This is a genomic window from Pontibacter mucosus (genome assembly GCF_003054055.1).
Lineage (GTDB): Bacteria > Bacteroidota > Bacteroidia > Cytophagales > Hymenobacteraceae > Pontibacter > Pontibacter mucosus.
This window is the reverse complement of record NZ_QBKI01000007.1, coordinates 305475-322496: the sequence shown is the minus strand read 5'-3', so window position 1 is coordinate 322496 and position 17022 is coordinate 305475. Positions and strand designations below refer to the sequence as shown.

The window sequence follows — 17022 nt, the reverse complement described above, 5'->3', positions numbered from 1 at the left end:
GCCGCCCTTGCCAATGCCTCAGAGAGCTTAACACCTCCTCGGTCTACCTGATCGACTGCTTCCCCGTGGCCGTGGGTGACAACATCCGCATCCCCTGCTGCCACCTGCTCCAGGGCAAGGCCCACCGCGGCAAGTGCGGGAGCAAGCGGCGCTACTTCTACGGCTTCCGTGTGCAGGTGATCACCACCTCGGACGGGGTGCCGGTCCAATTTTACATCCATGCCGGCTCTTTTGCCGACGTCACTGCCTTCAAGGCCATGGAAGTAGACCTGCCTCCAGACAGCCAGCTTTACGCCGACGCCGCCTACACCTGCTATGAGGTGGAGGACCTGCTCAGAGAATGCGAGCAGGTGGAGCTTCGCTGCTGCCGCAAGGCTAACGGCAAGCGAAAGGATGAACCCTACATGGCCTTTCTCAAGGACTACTACCGCAAGCGCATCGAAACCACCTTCTCCGGCATCACCGCCTTCTTCCCCAAGAAAATCCATGCCGTCACAGCCGAAGGCTTCATCCTCAAACTCATCCTCTTTATCTTCGCCTATACCCTAACGCAAGTCATCGACTAGCTCGCAACTTGGGTTAATTAGAATTGAAAATACAAAACCAATACACTTATGCGAAATATTTAAATTGAAACTATATCTTGTCCTAATTTTATACTATAATTGACTTGTGTCATCTATGCAGTAAGGTTTAAATATATGACAAGACAATCTATTACTATACGTCTACAGTATTCCCGGACACTTTTCTGTATAAGCCTGCTCTTAGCTCTAAATTTATTTATGCTGGCAGGTACTTGGGTTGCCCAATTGTCAGAAACTGATCATAAAACAATGCTGCACCTGCTAAACCTAGCAAAAGAAAACACTATTGCCACATGGTATTCATCTAAGCTCCTCCTGCTAACTTCGGCTATATCGGCTGTTTGCTTTATGGCCGATCGGCAACGTGCAGGCTCCCTGCGGGAGAAAACACTGAGCTATGGCTGGGTATTTTTCAGCATTGTTTTCCTGCTTCTTTCTCTTGATGAAATTGGCTCTTATCACGAAACCATCGGGGATGCTTCTGTCTTTAACTTGTTTGGCAAACAAACAGGGTGGACGGTGTTTTATATTCTAATTCTGTTGGTGGGCGGGTTTATGCTTTCATTCAGTGTCGTCATCCTTGTCCGTTCAAAGCGTACAGCGCTGCTTTCATTTATTGGTCTGTTGCTGTTACTTAGCAACCCGCTGCAGGAAAATTACGAAATAAACTCCTACAGAGCTGCCCCCGATCCGGCCCAATGGGTAAGGCCCCTGGGACTGCTCTTACTTGAGGAGGGCTCAGAGATATTTGCCTCAAGCTGTTTTCTGCTCTCCACAGTTATCTACCTGCACTATGTAAGCCGACAGCAACCAAGCAACCAGGCCCTACCCACACCCTACATCAACATAAACCTACTGTTTAGCAGTAAATTAGCAAGAACCCTTGTATTTTGTGGTACAGTGCTGCTCACTGCCGGTTTGGTGGCCGTAGAGGTAGGTATCGGTGAAACCACCATCAGGGATGAAGGGATACCAAAGAACTGGTTTCCCAGTACATCTGCCTTTGCCGCATCCATAATTAGTACATACCTTTATCATATATCCCGCCAAGAGAAGGCCGTAATCAGGTATACTTACCTGCTATTGGCTGCACTCAGTATGTATATAGCCATGCTCTATGGCAGCAACCTTTATGCGCACAATTACTGGCTCACAGAAAAGGGAATGCTACTTGAAAAAGTAGCAGAGGCATTAAGTATAGCGGCAGCGGCATTTCTGTGCTACCGGATGTTGCTTTTATCAGAAGGAGCATGGAGTAGAACAGGAACTTTGGCTTGGACGCTTCTGGTGTCTGCTGCCTTTCTTTTAGAAATTTCGTATGCTGTTCCGCTAACTTTTTTGGCTTACGCTTGCCTGATGCCCCTACTTGTAGAACATGTTTATCGCTGGAAGCCGGAAATAAATGAACTCCCATCTGTGGCGTAAATGTCACAAACCGGGCAAAGCATAGCACTTTCAACTTCTGAAACTTAAGCCCCTTTGTCGTGAAAGTGCTATAGTTTCTGCCTGGCCCGATTTGTGACGTGTACTATTCCTCCCTAGGCACCATAGGCTGGGCGTTGTATTAATCCAGATCCCGATCCCCGCGCTTGAGCTCCTCTACGGAGCGCATCACCTTGTCCTTCAGGCTGATTTTATACTTCTCCAGCTTGTCGGCCACGGCTGGGTTGAAGGCGCCAACAATCTCAGCGGCCAGTATACCGGCATTGAGGGCACCATCCAGCGCCACGGTTGCTACCGGAATGCCGCCGGGCATCTGAAGTATACTTAGTACCGAGTCCCAACCATCGATGGAATTGGAGGATTTTACCGGCACGCCAATAACAGGCAGCGTAGTAATAGAGGCCACCATACCCGGCAAGTGAGCAGCCCCGCCTGCTCCGGCAATGATTACCTTCAGGCCGCGCTTGCGGGCGTTTTCGGCATACTCAAACATACGGTGCGGCGTGCGGTGCGCTGAAACAATGGTCAACTCATACGGTACACCCAGCGTTTCCAGGATCTCGGCGGCGGCATCCATCACTTTCAGGTCAGACTGGCTCCCCATGATGATGCCTACAAGTGGTTGTGTGTTCTTAACTTCTTCGGCCATGCTTATGCAATTACTTTGATGACGTTTTTAACGGATTCAGCACGTTGCTGCGCCTCTTCTATACTTTGCCCTAATACGGTAATGTGTCCCATTTTGCGGGCTGGTCGGGTAAATTTCTTGCCGTACAGGTGAATGTACACGCCTGGCACTGCCAAGGCTTCCTGCAGCCCCTCATATTTGGCCTCACCGTCGTAGCCCGGCTCGCCCAGCAGGTTCAGCATCACGGCGGCGCTCTGGATTTCGGTAGAGCCCAGCGGCAGGTTCAGGATAGCGCGCAGGTGCTGCTCGTACTGCGACGTATAGTTGGCTTTGATGGTATGGTGCCCGCTGTTATGCGGACGCGGCGCCACCTCATTCACCAAAATCTGCCCGTCTTTGGTCAGGAACATCTCTACGGCAAGTATACCTACCATGCCGAAGGCCTCAATCACACGCGTGGCAATCTCAATGGCGTGGCGCTGCAGCTTGTAAGCTACGGTGGCCGGGGCAAAAAGCGAATCCACCAGGTTGTGCTCCGGGTGAAAGCTTAGCTCTACTACCGGAAAAGCAGTCACTTCGCCGTTTTCGTTACGGGCCACAATCACGGAGATTTCCTTCTCAAAATCCACCAGTTTCTCCAGCACCGACGGCTCTTCAAAGGCTTTTCCAAAATCGGCCTCACCGGTCAGGCGGGTAACGCCACGGCCATCGTAGCCCTCGCGGCGCAGCTTCTGGAAGGCCGGCAGGAAATCTATACTTTGCTCCAGCTCCGACTTATCTTTCAGAAGTATAAAATCTGAGGTGGGAATGTTATGCAGGCGGTAAAACTCCTTCTGCAGCCCCTTGTCCTGAATGGTGCGCACGGTTTTAGCGTCCGGGTATACTTTTACCCCTTCCTGCTCCAGCTTTTCAAGCGCGTCGGCGTTTACGTGTTCTATCTCAATAGTGAGGATGTCGCACTGCTTGCCAAACTCATACACGGTGTCAAAATCGCGGAAGCTGCCCACATAAAACTCGTTGCAGATGTCTTTGCAAGGCGCATTCTCATCGGGATCAAGCACCAGGGTATAGAGGTTAAAATCGAGCCCAGCCTGCATCAGCATGCGGCCCAACTGCCCACCGCCCAGTATGCCCAGCTTTACTTCTCCTTTCATGTAGTGTAACGGTTTAGTTGATCTTCCCTCAAAAATACGGATTATGAGCGGAGCGCGAAGACAAAAAGAAACATTTCCCGACTACAGCCGGCATTCTTTTGATTTACATCCGTAATAGCCTATATTTAATGCTGCCCTATACTTTAGTAGCTGTTTTATACATGGAAATCATACTTGCCACTTTCACCGCGCTTTTTTCTGTAGTTAACCCTTTCGGAGCGATGCCGGTGTTCCTCACCCTGACGCAAGACGACACACCTGCCTACAGAAACCAGCAGGCGCTAAAGGCTTGCCTGTACATGGTGGGGATCCTGGCGGTGTTTTTTCTGGCGGGGCAGTATGTGCTCAACTTCTTCGGCATCCGCATCCACGACCTGCGCATCGCCGGCGGACTGATGATCATGCGGGCCGGTTTTGAGCTGCTCTCTCCGGGCGCCAGCAAGAAAAAGATTTCACCGGATGTGGTGGAGGAAGGGCAGCTGAAGGAGGATATCTCTTTCACGCCGCTGGCCATGCCCATGCTCTCCGGTCCGGGCGCCATTGCGGTAAGTATAGGTCTGTTCACCACATCGCTCTCCTATGTCGACATGGTCATGATCCTGATCGGGATTATACTTCTGGCGGCGGTCTCTTACGTCATCCTGCGCTTTTCGCACCAACTCACGCGCTACATGGGCAAGGCTGGCCTCTCGGCGCTATCACGCATCATGGGCTTCATCGTGCTTTCCATCGGGGTTAATTTTATCGTGTCGGCGCTGACGGCCTTGTTTTTTGCGGAGCGGTAGGTTTCCCGAAAGATAACCAGGTCCAACCACCCCTGCCCCTCCTTGGCTAAGGAGGGGAGTCTGTAATTACTTGGGCTGAAGTATAAGTTTCATAGCTTAAGCCTTTGCGCGGACAGGTCACGACCTGTCCCTACAAAGTATAAACCCACCTCCGGCCCCTCCGAGGATTGGAATTGTCAGCAACCGATTACATCCCCCTACCCCCTTCAAAGGGGGACTTTGGTCGAAGCTCCGTTAGCCATGGCTATCGAATACTTCCCAGCCTTTGGGTTGAGCACCTTGTGAGATCCGGTGCCCGTCAAGGGCATGCTGAGCGCGAGCGAGGCAAGGAGGGAACACAGCGCGATGCCCGAAGGCGAGGCCTCCCGGCCTGGGAGGGCAGAAAGTCAGCGATGCAACGTTAGGTTTGTGGGAACTAGAGGAACAGCGGTGTTTTGAAAGAATAGCTTGTGTCATGTTGCAGGAAGCAGCGGCTAGGAAAGTATAAAGTATAGGTTGGCAAGTATAAAAGTATAGCCAAAGTAAGGTATGGCTTTTCAAGCCAGTTGGGTTGCAAACCTAGCACCATAGTAGGCACGGGTTGCAAACCCGCGCCTACTATGGGTGGATAAATATAAACATCCTGCTCCCCAAGAATATATAATTCCCCCTATTCCACAGACAAAACCCACCCATTCGTCTAGAAGAAAACACGATCGCTTTGCTGCCTTTGCACGTACAGCCCAATTTGTGTAGTTTTATCAGGTATAAAGCCTTTGGCAAAAGGATTAAAAACTAAACCAAAAACAATGAGAAACAGATTAGTAGCCCTGTTGCTGCTCCTGGCTTCAGCCCTCACCCCGGCCCTAGCCCAGCAAAGCAGCCAGAACGACAAAATCCTGCCCTACCCTATCCACCAGAAAAAACTGGATAATGGCCTGAACGTGGTGACCGTGCCTTACAACAGCCCTGGCCTGGCCGCTTTCTACATCGTGGTGCGCGCCGGCTCGCGCGAGGAGGTGGAGAAAGGCAAAACCGGTTTCGCGCACTTCTTCGAGCACATGATGTTCCGGGGAACTGATAAGTATAGCAAAGAGGCCTACGGCGACATCATGAAGGAAATGGGCGCTGCGGCCAACGCTAACACCAGCATCGACCGCACCGTGTACCACATGACCGGCAACGCCGAGATGCTCGACAAGATGTTTGAGATTGAGGCCGACCGTTTCCAGAACCTGAAGTACACCGAGCACGACTTCAAAACCGAGGCCGGCGCCGTGAAGGGCGAGTACACCAAGAACTCGGCCAGCCCCTACATGCAGCTGTATGAGAAAACAGTGAGTACCGCCTTCAAAAACCATACATACGCCCACACCACCATGGGCTTTTTCGAGGATGTGGTGGACATGCCGAACCAGTACGACTACTCCCTCACCTTCTTCGACCGTTTCTACCGCCCGGAGTATTCCACTATTGTAGTGGTGGGCGATGTAACGCCTGAGCGCGTAAACAGCCTGGCCCAGCAGTACTTCGGCGACTGGAAGCGCGGCAGCTACAAACCCGAGATTCCGAAGGAGCCGGCCCAGAAAGAAACACGCTACGCGCACGTGCAGCAGCAGGGCTTCCCGCCTTACCTGAGCCTCAACTTTAAAGGCCCCGCTTTCTCCGACAAGGACAAAGACCTGCCTGCCCTGAGCATCCTGACCACCATCCTTTTTGCCGAGAACTCCGACCTTTTCCGCAAGCTGGTGGTGGAGGAGCAGAAAGCCCGCTTTATTGGCGGCGGTCCGCAGTTTGCCCGCGACCCGAACCTGATCCAGGTGTCGGCCTCCGTGCTAAAAGCCGAGGACATGCAGTATGTAAAGGATGAGCTGATGAAGGCGCTGAACGAGGCCAAAACCAAGCCGATAGACAAGCAGAAGATCGAGGACACCAAGTCGCGCATCAAGTATAGCTTTGCCATGAGCATGGACAGCCCGGATGCCATTGCCAACTCCCTGGCCCGCTTCATCTGGCTGAGCGGCGATCCGGAGTCGCTCAACAACATCTACAAAGTATACGACTCCATCACGGCGCAAGACCTGATGAACGTGGCCAAGAAATACTTTGTAACCCAGACGCTCACGGTAGGCACTATCGCCCCAACCGAGAAGTCTCCGGTAAAATAAGGCCTGGCCATACTTTAAAGTATAAATGACAAAGATTCGAGAAAGCATGAAAAAAATAGCTGCCTATATACTGCCTGTTGCCCTGCTGGCCGCCTCCTGCGCCAAGCAACCGCAGGTATCCCAGCAAACCACCGAAACAAAAACGGAAACCGCCGCACCTGCCACCGCCTTCGATGCCAACACGGCCTTTGGTCCGGACAAGGTGGTGGAGCTGCGCCAGCCGGAGTCTAACAAGGTCATCATCAAGCTGATGTTCAAAAACGGCTCCATGGCAGACCCGAAAGGCAAGGAAGGCCTGACCTACACGACCGCCCAGATGATTACCGAGTCGGGAACGAAGGAGATGCCCGTGTCGGCGATAAAGGACAAGATATTCCCCTGGGCCGCTGAGTACTACAGCAACGTGGACAAGGAGGTAACCACCTTTACCTTTGCCGTGCACCAGGACTTTATCAACGATTTCTACCCGATTGTGCGCGGTCTGATGCTCTCCCCTGCCTTTGCCGAGGAGGACTTCAAGCGCGTAAAATCGAACCAGCAGAACTTTGTGGATGAGGTGATCCGCGCCTCATCGGATGAGGAATACAGCAAAAAGGCGCTGGAAGACCTGCTGTTCCGCGGCACGAACTACCAGCACATGGTGGAGGGCAACTCGGCCAGCGTGCCCGGCATTACCCTGGAGGATGTGCGGAACCATTGGCAGAACTACTTCACCAGAAACAACGTGATGATTGGCATTGCCGGCAACTACAGCTCTGATTTCCTGAATAAGCTGAAAGCCGACGTGGCCCAACTGTCCGGTACACAGCCCAACATTCCGGTGGCCGGGGAGCCTAACCAGCCGAAGGGCGTTCAGGTAGAGATCATCCAGAAAAACAACGCGCTCGGCTCGGCTATTTTCACCGGAACGCCGATGCCCGTTACCCGCTCCGCCGACGACTTTGCCGCGCTGATGGTGGCCAACTCCTTCTTGGGCGAGCACCGCAAGAGCTACGGAAAACTCTACGACAAGATCCGCACCACCCGCTCCATGAACTACGGCGACTACTCCTACATTGAGTGGTACGACCGCGGAGGCTCTTTCCAGCTGCCAAACCCGGGTGTGCCGCGTACTTCTAACTACTTTGCCCTTTGGATCAGGCCGGTACAGATTGCCGAGGGCCTGAAGCAGCAGTATACCGAGCTGAGCGACATCAACGTGGGCCATGCCCATTTTGCCCTGCGCCTGGCCATCCGCGAGGTGGATAACCTGATTAACAACGGAATGACGCAGGAGGAGTTTGAGCTGACCCGCACCTTCCTGCGCTCCTACATGAAACTCTATATTCAGACCATGGAAAAACAGCTCGGCTTTTTGATGGACTCCCGCTTCTATGGACGCGAGAACTATATTGAGGAGATGGACCAGTTGCTGGCCAACCTGACGGTGGAAGAGGTAAACCAGGCCGTGAAGAAGTACTGGCAGACGGACAACATGTTCGTCACCATTGTAACTGACGACAGCGAGGCCGGTCCGCTGCGGGAGGCACTGCTCAACAACACGCCATCGCCGATGAGTTACTCTAATCTGGTGAAGGAGGGGCTGCCGCAGGAGGTTTTGGCCGAGGACGACGCAATCGCCAAGTATAAACTGAATGTAACCGAGGTGAAGATTGTGGACAGCAAGGACACCTTTAAGTAAGCCATACTTTATAACTCAAGTTGCGATTAACCCACCCCTAACCCCTCCCAAGAGGGGAATAATATTACACTTGCAGGAATTCCCCTCCTTGGAGGGGCGGGGGTGGGTTTACTCCTTCCCCTTCCCGCCAAAGTAAATCGCAACTTGGGTTTTATACTTGCCCGCTAAGTATAGAAAAGCCGAAGATGATACGTCTGCGGCTTTTTTGTTTCCCTATACTTAACTTCTTCAGCCTCAGACTAAAATTATCTTAATATAGAATATTCTATATTTGATTAAATCATATTTTTTAAGGTATTTACAACATTATTTAACACCAAGCTCCTAACACCTTATACTTATCTAACTGTTTAACTCATGAAAAAAGCCTTGAAAGTTACCGGCTATGTGGTCGTGGTGGCTATGATAGCCATTGCCTCCGGTATCATTTACCTGCAGTATGCCTTCCCGAGGGTGGATGCGGCCCCCAACCTGATCGTGGAGGGAACCGCAGAGCAGATTGAACGCGGCCAATACCTGGCCAACCACGTCACCGTCTGCATCGATTGCCACTCCACCCGCGACTTTTCGCTCCCCTCGGCCCCCCCTGTTCCCGGTACACTGGGTAAAGGCGGAGACAAGTTCGACCACTCCCTCGGCTTCCCGGGCGTGTTCTATGCCAAGAACATCACCCCCGACAAGGAAACCGGCATCGGTACCTGGTCAGACGGAGAGCTGTATCGTGCTATGACCATGGGCGTTAGCAAAAACGGAGACCCGCTTTTCCCGATGATGCCGTACGGCGCCTATAAGAACCTGACGACTGAGGATGCTTACGCCATCATCGCCTACATCCGCACCCTGGAGCCTATCCGAAACGAAGTACCCAAGTCCGATCCTGATTTCCCCTTCAACCTGATTCTGCGCACCATGCCATCCAGCGGCGTGTCCCATACACCCAAGGAGGCTGTGCTGGATAACGAGCTATCGCGCGGCAAGTACCTGGTAACGATAGCCGGCTGCGGCGACTGCCATTCCCCTAAAGATGCTGGATTAGGCGCCTTTGCCGGCGGCATGGACTTCCAGTTCCCCGACGGCTCCATCCTGCGCGCGGCCAACATCACCCCTGACAAGGAGACAGGCATAGGCTCCTGGACAGAGGAGGCCTTCCTGCTGCGCTTTAAAATGTACCAGGATGCTGATTTTGCCGATCGGAAACTGGGACCGGGCGAGATGCAAACGCTGATGCCCTGGAAAATGTACTCCGGCATGAAGGAGGAAGACCTGCGCGCCATTTACAAATACCTGCGAACACAGGTGCCGGCTAAAAACAAGGTAGAGCGCTTTACCCCGGCTGCTAAATCATAAAACAGCAAAAAAGAGACTATACTCCGAAAGCTGCCTGCACCTGCGGGCAGCTTTTTTTGTTGCAGGTCTGCCGGGGATGTCGTATCATCGCTGAAGGATAACTTTTACGCATGCAACTTTACCAAAACGAGGAGTCCAGGGCTCCTATAAACCTGGAATACGCCAGCTTCTGGAAACGGATGGCGGCTTTCTTTACCGATACGCTGATTATCTCCTTTTTCATGAGTCTCTTTGTGCTGCCCGTTATCGGCATCGACACCATCCCGGAGCTTACGGATATTGAAGGGCGGCTGAAACTGCAGGGACTGGTGTTCCTGGTGGCCTGGTTATACTTTGCCAGCTTCGAGAGTTCCTCCAGGCAAGCCACGCTGGGCAAGCAGGTTTTCGGCATTTTTGTAACTGATACGGAAGGCTACCGCCTCTCCTTTTTAAGGGCATCCGGCCGCTACTTCGGCAAGGTTGTCTCCAACCTCACGCTGTTGATAGGCTACCTGATGGCCGCTTTTACCCGCCGCCGCCAGGCCCTGCACGACAAGATTGCCGGCACACTGGTACTGCAGCACCCGGGCTATACCCCTGCAAAACCAACAGAAGAGTAACCCCTAATACGCCGTAGAGACTAGCAACATCGGTTACACTTTATACTTTGCGCTTGTTTAAAGTATAAAGTATACCCCGGAATTACCGTAACCCAGGCGGCATGCGTAAGTATAAAATACTACTCACCTGTTTTATACTTACGCATGCAGACTATCTATACCCAAAGCAAGTACAGGTCCGGGCTGGCTTCCCTGAGCACCCGCCTGCTGGCCTTTGGCCTGGATGTATTGCTACTTTTAACCTTGGTTGGAATAGTGGATTACTTTACGTTCAGCAGCAACGAAGAGGCTTTTTTGCTGAAGCCGGAGCGCTTGCTTTACGTGCTTCTGGCCTGGCTATACTTTGCCGGAACCGAAACCTGCCCCTGCCAGGGCACACTGGGCAAATACCTGCTCAACCTGCGCGTGGTTACTCCTAATGGGGAGCGCATTCGCTTTCGTGCCGCCACGCTGCGGTTTCTGCTCCGGCCCATCTCCGCCTTGCTTATCATCTTCCGGTTTATAACCGGTTATGGCCACAGCAGCCGCCGCACGTTCCACGACAAACTGGCCGGTACGCGGGTGGTTACAGCATAATCCCTTCATTTAGGCAAGCAGGCTTTTAGCATATAGTGACAAAAACAGCCCCTGCAACTCAGAGGCTACAGGGGCTGTGTCAAAAAGTATAAAATGCTGTTGAGATGAACCTACCCCCTACCCCTCTAAGCATACAAACCCTTACGTTACGGCTGGTACTCCCTTGAGGGGGCTACAGGGGTGTAAAGCCAGTGGCATTAGTATTCTACATAACCAACACCCCTCTAACTCCCCTCAAGGGGAGAGTCTAAAGATTACTATCCGAAGGTGCAGAGCCAAGAACTGAGGATTAAGTTACAGAACTTCACCTCTAACCGTTGCCTAGGTGCTAAGGGCTGCGTTGCACCCTCACGCAAGTATGTAAATCAACCTGAGCTATAGTATAGCCCTTTAGGGATTAACGCTGTAATGATCCGTTTCTACCGTAGCTTTTCCGTCCGGGGCTAACGTTACCTTGAAGAGGTAATCATACTCCTGCTCCGAAATATCAGGTACCGGGCGCTTGGCACCGAAGGCCTCCAAAATAGGCAGCAGCGTGTTCGAGTGCCCCGCAACTACCACCGTCTGCCCTTGGTGGTTTCTCAGCACGCGCTCTTTCAGACCTACAAAATCATTTGCCTCGTACTGCAGAATCTCCAGCGAGAGTGAATCCGATAAGGGCTTTAGCGTATGCTGGGTGCGGATGTACTTGGTGGCATACAAGGCACCGATGGGCTGCTCCTTTAACAGGTTGCCCAGCGCCTCGGCGCGCGCAAATCCCTTGGCAGACAAGCCAGGGTTCTGATCTTGGAGGTCAACAGTCTCTTTTTCGGCGTGGCGCACCAGGTACACCACAGTGGGTTGGGCAGCGTTATCCACAGGGTCCACCACGGCGCTGCTGCCTTCATGCAGCTCCGGCGACTGACGACAGGCTACCGTCAGCAGCAGCATCAGGAAAAATACGGGTTGTTTGAGTAAATTTTTTTTCATGTAAACGATTGTAGGTTAGATAATATAGTTGGCTTGTTTGTTCAGGAATGTACCAGTTGCTCGCCCGCTCCGGCCACATCCTCGGCATCCTGGGTGCGGCCTTTCTTCTGGAGCAGGCGTATCAGGCTTTGGCGCACCTCCAGTTGGTAAGGGTACAGCAGCAGCGAGTTTTCATAGGCCTGGATGGCTCTGTTTACCTTGCCCTCTGCCTCATACAAGTGTCCCTTTGCCGTCAGCACTTTCGCGCTCTCTACCACTGTTGCTGGTTTTGGCAGGGACTTCAGGGTAGTTTTCGCTTTATCGCCCTGCCCCAGCGCAGCAAACAGGGGCACCAGCAGGTGGCGGTCCGCCTCTTGCAGGGTTTTCTTGCCATCCAGCAGGGTTTGCGCAGCGGCACGGGCGGCCTCATTGCTCTGCAGTTGCAGCTGATACGTAGCCATCAGCGCCATGTAGTCTGTGCGCGGGTTGCCAGCCGCGGTAAGGATGCGCTGTGCCTCGGCCAGTGTTTCGTGGGCTTCCTTATACTTGCCTTGCGTCGCCAGCACCTCGGCATACTGCCGGCGCAGTTCGTAGTTCTGCGGTTTCAGGGATACCAGCCTTCTCAACTCCTGCTCTGCCTCCGGGTTAATGCTGGTGGTGCCCTTCAGCCAGTTGGCATAAGCCAGTGCCTCATCGCGGCGGTCGCGGAGGTAGGTGGAGATAGTCGGGGCGTTCTCTACGTAAGCCTGTGCCACGGCAATGGCCTCGGGCACCATGCCGTAGTGCACAAAAAACTCCCGGAAGCGCTGGTTCACCTGCGCCTGCATCAGCAGGTCGTCTTCCAGCTCAGCGGCTTTTTTGTAGAGCGCCATCTGGCTCACCAGTGCGTCGTGGGCGTTGAGTTTGCCATTGCGCTTCATGGTTTCCTGCAGCTCGGCCTCTGCCAGGTAAATGGGGGCATAGTCCGGGTTGATGCCTTTGGCTTTCTCCAGCCAAGCCTGGGCCTCCTTATACTTTTTCTGCCGCTGCTCCACGCCGGCATAGGCCAGCAAGGCTGGCTGGTAATTTTTATCCCAAACCAAGGCACTGTCTAAGTATAAAGTCGCTTTCTGCAGCTCGTTCTGCCGCTGTGCCCGGGTAGCCAGGTTCAGGTATACTTGCGCCCAGTTACTAGCCATGGCCTGTTTGTCGCCAGCCAGATAGGCCTTTTGCCGCTGCACCAGCCCATCCAGGAACGTATAAAGCTCCGGGTCCTTGGCTTTTAAATCAGCGGTGGTATTGATGGATTTATGGTTGAGCGGGTGCACCTTCACAGGCTCAAAATAAGCCGGGTAGGTCTGGGCCAGGTACTCGTGCTCGTTATTGGCCGAATAGTAATCCAGCGTGCGGCCCTGCTCCATGGCATTGTAGTAGAGGCGGCGCACGGCACGGTTCTCAGCATCGGTAAACACGCGCCCGTGGAACAGGTGCACATACTCATGAAGCACCACGTTGCGCTCCAGGTATGATCCGCGCACTACGTACTCAATGGCTGCGGCTCCGCTGCCCACACCCCGGATGTCCATCCACTGGCGGTTATCAAAAGTGGTAGCCTGCCTAAAATAAGGCGATTTCATGGCAATGGCCAGGTCCACGTGCAGCGGCGGAATCACAAACGTTTCGCCTTGCTTGGAGAGGAACGGAAAGTATACGATGCTCTCGTAAAGCTGCGACCACACCATCTTCTGCACCTCCTCGCCGGGGTAATAGGTCACATCCGGGAAGACCCTGGCAAAGTTTACCGGGTCTTTGATGACGGTCTGTTGTACCACCTGCTGCAGCGAGTCGTAGTTGTGCAGGTAGGTGAGTTGCTTTTGCTTGATAACGGCAGCCAGGGCATTGTGCGCCGGTCCATAGTGTTTCTTTTTCTGAAGGATACGCTGGAAAACAGCCTCGGCCGAATCCAGGCGCGCCTGGCGGTCCATCCCGAAGGCCATGTAATAGGCGGAGCCGCGCAGCATGGCCGGCAGCACCGAGGTTTTATACTTTTGCTGTACCTGCTCTATCTCCCCCAGGGCCTCTTTCAGCTTGTTCTCGGACAGGAGTTTATCCGCCTGCTGCAGCTCCTGGCGCACCTGCTCGTCCTCCGGCTGGGCGTAGTCGGCGTAGGTGAGGTTAGTATGGCCGTTGCCCCAATGCCAGTGCGTGACGTAGTGCAACGGGTTGAGCTCCAGGGCCAGCTCCCACTGCGCGGCCATGGCGTTGAGCTGGGTGGCATCCACGCGGCGCCAGATGGCGTAGCCGTAGTTAAAGCGTGCATCGGCATTGAAAGGGTTCAGGGTAAGGCTGTTGATAAGCGGCTGCTCGGCCAGCTCGGGCTTCTGGTTCCAGAAATGCACATCCGACTCCAGTAGCCAGGCCCCGGCACTGTTGCGGTTCCAGCCCTGCACCTTTTTGGCCCACACCAGCGCCTCGTCATACTTTTTCTGCAGCATCAGCACACGCCCCACCATCAGGGCAGCCTCCTCATCGGTCGGATTTTTTGTGAGCAGCTGCTCCGCCGTAGCCTTCGCCTTCTCCAGTTCCCAGGCCTGTACCTGCAGCCTGCCCTGCAGCAACAGCGCCTCCCGCTGCTGCGGACTTTCCTCCAGCACCTGCTTTACCAGTGCTTCGGCCTCGGCAAACCTGTTTTCCAGCATGGCCACCTCCGCCTGCGCCAGCTTTGTCGCGGTGCCGGCGGGGGCCTTTGCCAGCACCTGCTTTGCTTCCTGCAAGGCGCCCAGCTCCAGCAAGCGCAGGGCTTTTGGGGACGGGTCTATACTTGCCGCCAGCGCCTGCCGCCGCTCCTGCTGCAGCTTTTGCCGCACCGCCGCCACCTCGTCGGGGTGTTGGGCCAGGGCAGGCAGTGTTAGCAGAAATCCGAAAGTATAAACCAGTAATTTTTTATGGAAAGTCAACATGGGTATGGGGCACTATGCTATTGAATGCTAAAAGTATGACTTTCCGGCATTTGATAAAAGCATGCAGCCATTATCTTCCTGAGGACCGCAGCTGTTTCCCTATAATTCCCTCCTGCCGGTTTGCTTCGTAATGTTGTCACGGGCCAGCAATTCATCAAATTTTTTATGCTCTTCTATGTAGAACTCTTCACAGTAATTAGGCGTTCTAATATTCTTAAAGTTCAAATAAATATAATATTATTACATAATCTAAATATAGTAGAAATACCAGAAGTTCTTCAGAATTGCTACAGATTCCTGCCTGAATTTTGACCTCGTTTTTAGCTGCCACCTCTAAAGCATACATATGGGTGCAATACGGCGCATACTCGTTACCGGCAGTGCCGGGTTCATCGGCCATCACCTGGTGCTGGCCCTGCAGCAGTACGGCCACACGGTGGTGGGCGTGGATAGCCTGAACAGCTATTACGACCCGCAGCTAAAGTATAAACGGCTCGAGCAGCAGGGATTCTGCATAACTTCTGTAGCCCCTGAAACTCCCATCCAGAGTATAAAATCACCAAACCTATACTTCCAGCAGCTCGATATTTCAGACGCGGCGGCCCTGGAGCAGCTGTTCGCTGGCCAAGAGTTTGACGTGGTGGTGAACCTGGCGGCACAGGCCGGGGTGCGCCACAGCATCGACCACCCGGAGGAGTACGTAACAAGCAACCTGGTTGGCTTTGCCAATGTGCTGGAGTGCAGCCGCCGCTATCAGATAAAGCACCTGCTGTTTGCCTCTTCCAGCTCGGTTTATGGGCTTAACGAGCAGACGCCCTTTAGCACCAGCCACTGCACCGATGCGCCTATCTCGTTTTATGCTGCCACTAAAAAGGCCAATGAGGTGATGGCCCACAGTTACGCCCACCTGTACGGCATCCCCACCACCGGCCTGCGCTTTTTTACCGTGTATGGCCCCTGGGGCAGGCCTGACATGGCCTACTACAGCTTTGCCAAGGCCATTGTAGCGGGCACGCCTATCCGCATCTTTAACCATGGCGATATGCTACGCGACTTTACCTATGTGGACGACGTGGTGGAAAGCATCGTGCGGCTGCTGGACGTGCGGCCAGAGGCGAGTCCTGTGCCATTTAAGCTCTATAATATTGGAAACCATAAGCCCGAGCAGCTGCTAAACTTGGTAGCCATACTCGAGTGCCTGCTGCAGCGCAAGGCCAGGCTGAACCTGCAGCCCATGCAGCCGGGCGACGTGCAAACCACTTATGCCGATGTGGAGGAACTGGCCAAGGCAACTGGCACCACGCCGCACACCACGCTGGAAGAAGGGCTGAAGCGGTTTGTGGCCTGGTTCAGGGAGTACCATGGGGTGCCCGCGCTGGCAGTGCCCTGACGGCTTATACCTGCTGCTCATACTTCCTGCTATAGCTAGCCTCCAGGCGGCGCATGAAGTATAAAGAAAGCATCAGCCAGAGCAAACCGATTGCGTAACCGGCCAGCACATCGGTGGCATAGTGCACCCGCAGGTAGATGCGACTAAAGCCGATGAGCAACACGAGCAGCGTGAGCAAGAGCGTCAGCACCCAGCGCCATACTTCCGCGCGTACCGTGCGCCAAACGATGTAAATCAGAACCCCATAGAAGGCTCCGCCAATCATGGCATGCCCACTGGGGAAGCTCATCCCCGACTGCTCGAGCAGGGCTGTCTCGGGACGGGGACGCTCAAAGTAGCGTTTGAGGAGTTGGTTGAGGATGGAGGTGGAAAATGAGATGAGCAGTACCTTGAGCGCCAACCAGCGCCAGCCCCTGAAAAAGCTGAACACCAGCACCACCAGCGGCGGCACGACCAAAAGGTACTCAAAAGAGGCAAAGAAAGAGACGCCCCGCATTACCTGTGTCATGGCAGGCGAGGAAAACCGGTCGGCAAATGCGAAAAGGGCGGCATCGAGGGTATTGTCGCGGGCGACGAACACCAGGTGCGCCATAAAGAAAAAAAGCGCCAGGCAGAGCAACATGGCCAGGCCCAGTACCAGCACCTCGGCGGTGAGCAGCGCCAGCAGGCGCAGGAAAGTCTGGGTTAGCCGTTGCCTCATATTGTAGGAGGATACGGGCAGCGAAATAATGTAGTTAAAGTATAAACTTAGCTGCTGCAGCTGCTGTTTAAAAACATGCATTAAACCATAAATAAGTA

14 protein-coding genes are annotated in these 17022 nt (G+C 53.7%); 9 read left to right on the top strand and 5 right to left on the bottom strand.

Annotated elements, in window-relative coordinates; all coding sequences use genetic code 11:
- A partial coding sequence (locus C8N40_RS15220) for an IS982 family transposase (RefSeq protein WP_146173578.1) occupies window positions 1-566 on the top strand: 566 nt, incomplete at its 5' end.
- 219 nt (window positions 567-785) lie between these two features.
- Entirely contained in the window at window positions 786-2012 is a 1227-nt protein-coding gene (locus tag C8N40_RS15215; protein WP_108212699.1) for a hypothetical protein, read from the top strand.
- Window positions 2013-2151: 139 nt separating this feature from the next.
- Here the strand turns inward: C8N40_RS15215 and purE are convergent, their stop codons facing one another.
- On the bottom strand, window positions 2152-2679 hold the full coding sequence (gene purE / locus C8N40_RS15210) for a 5-(carboxyamino)imidazole ribonucleotide mutase (RefSeq protein ID WP_108212698.1): 528 nt from the start codon (window positions 2677-2679) through the stop codon (window positions 2152-2154).
- Window positions 2680-2681: 2 nt separating this feature from the next.
- Complete coding sequence (locus C8N40_RS15205) at window positions 2682-3812, bottom strand: 5-(carboxyamino)imidazole ribonucleotide synthase (protein ID WP_108212696.1); 1131 nt, start codon at window positions 3810-3812, stop codon at window positions 2682-2684.
- 161 nt (window positions 3813-3973) lie between these two features.
- Here C8N40_RS15205 and C8N40_RS15200 point away from each other — a divergent pair, with 161 nt between their 5' ends.
- The 6 genes from C8N40_RS15200 to C8N40_RS15175 all read left to right on the top strand — a co-directional run bounded on the left by C8N40_RS15200 (window position 3974) and on the right by C8N40_RS15175 (window position 10947).
- Complete coding sequence (locus C8N40_RS15200; RefSeq protein ID WP_108212694.1) at window positions 3974-4597, top strand: MarC family NAAT transporter; 624 nt, start codon at window positions 3974-3976, stop codon at window positions 4595-4597.
- 788 nt (window positions 4598-5385) lie between these two features.
- Window positions 5386-6744: a M16 family metallopeptidase gene (locus C8N40_RS15195; protein ID WP_108212692.1), complete on the top strand. Its 1359-nt coding sequence runs from the start codon at window positions 5386-5388 to the stop codon at window positions 6742-6744.
- A 46-nt stretch (window positions 6745-6790) separates the two neighbouring features.
- Complete coding sequence (locus C8N40_RS15190; protein ID WP_170114118.1) at window positions 6791-8425, top strand: M16 family metallopeptidase; 1635 nt, start codon at window positions 6791-6793, stop codon at window positions 8423-8425.
- A gap of 357 nt (window positions 8426-8782) precedes the next feature.
- Window positions 8783-9772: a c-type cytochrome gene (locus tag C8N40_RS15185; RefSeq protein WP_108212688.1), complete on the top strand. Its 990-nt coding sequence runs from the start codon at window positions 8783-8785 to the stop codon at window positions 9770-9772.
- 110 nt (window positions 9773-9882) lie between these two features.
- Window positions 9883-10371, top strand: coding sequence for an RDD family protein (locus C8N40_RS15180; RefSeq protein ID WP_108212687.1), 489 nt, complete (start codon window positions 9883-9885; stop codon window positions 10369-10371).
- 144 nt (window positions 10372-10515) lie between these two features.
- On the top strand, window positions 10516-10947 hold the full coding sequence (locus C8N40_RS15175; protein ID WP_108212686.1) for an RDD family protein: 432 nt from the start codon (window positions 10516-10518) through the stop codon (window positions 10945-10947).
- Between the two features lie 390 nt (window positions 10948-11337).
- Here the strand turns inward: C8N40_RS15175 and C8N40_RS15170 are convergent, their stop codons facing one another.
- Window positions 11338-11916, bottom strand: coding sequence for a phosphoglycerate mutase family protein (locus C8N40_RS15170; RefSeq protein WP_108212684.1), 579 nt, complete (start codon window positions 11914-11916; stop codon window positions 11338-11340).
- A 41-nt stretch (window positions 11917-11957) separates the two neighbouring features.
- Window positions 11958-14834: a tetratricopeptide repeat protein gene (locus C8N40_RS15165; RefSeq protein ID WP_108212682.1), complete on the bottom strand. Its 2877-nt coding sequence runs from the start codon at window positions 14832-14834 to the stop codon at window positions 11958-11960.
- A gap of 346 nt (window positions 14835-15180) precedes the next feature.
- On the opposite strand from C8N40_RS15165, the gene C8N40_RS15160 reads away from it, so the two are divergent.
- The gene (locus C8N40_RS15160; protein ID WP_108212681.1) at window positions 15181-16224 is read left to right on the top strand and encodes an NAD-dependent epimerase/dehydratase family protein; all 1044 of its coding nucleotides are present in this window, start codon (window positions 15181-15183) and stop codon (window positions 16222-16224) included.
- 4 nt (window positions 16225-16228) lie between these two features.
- On the opposite strand, the gene C8N40_RS15155 is transcribed toward C8N40_RS15160, so the two are convergent.
- Window positions 16229-17005, bottom strand: coding sequence for a phosphatase PAP2 family protein (locus tag C8N40_RS15155; RefSeq protein WP_108212679.1), 777 nt, complete (start codon window positions 17003-17005; stop codon window positions 16229-16231).
- Between the last annotated feature and the right edge of the window lie 17 nt (window positions 17006-17022).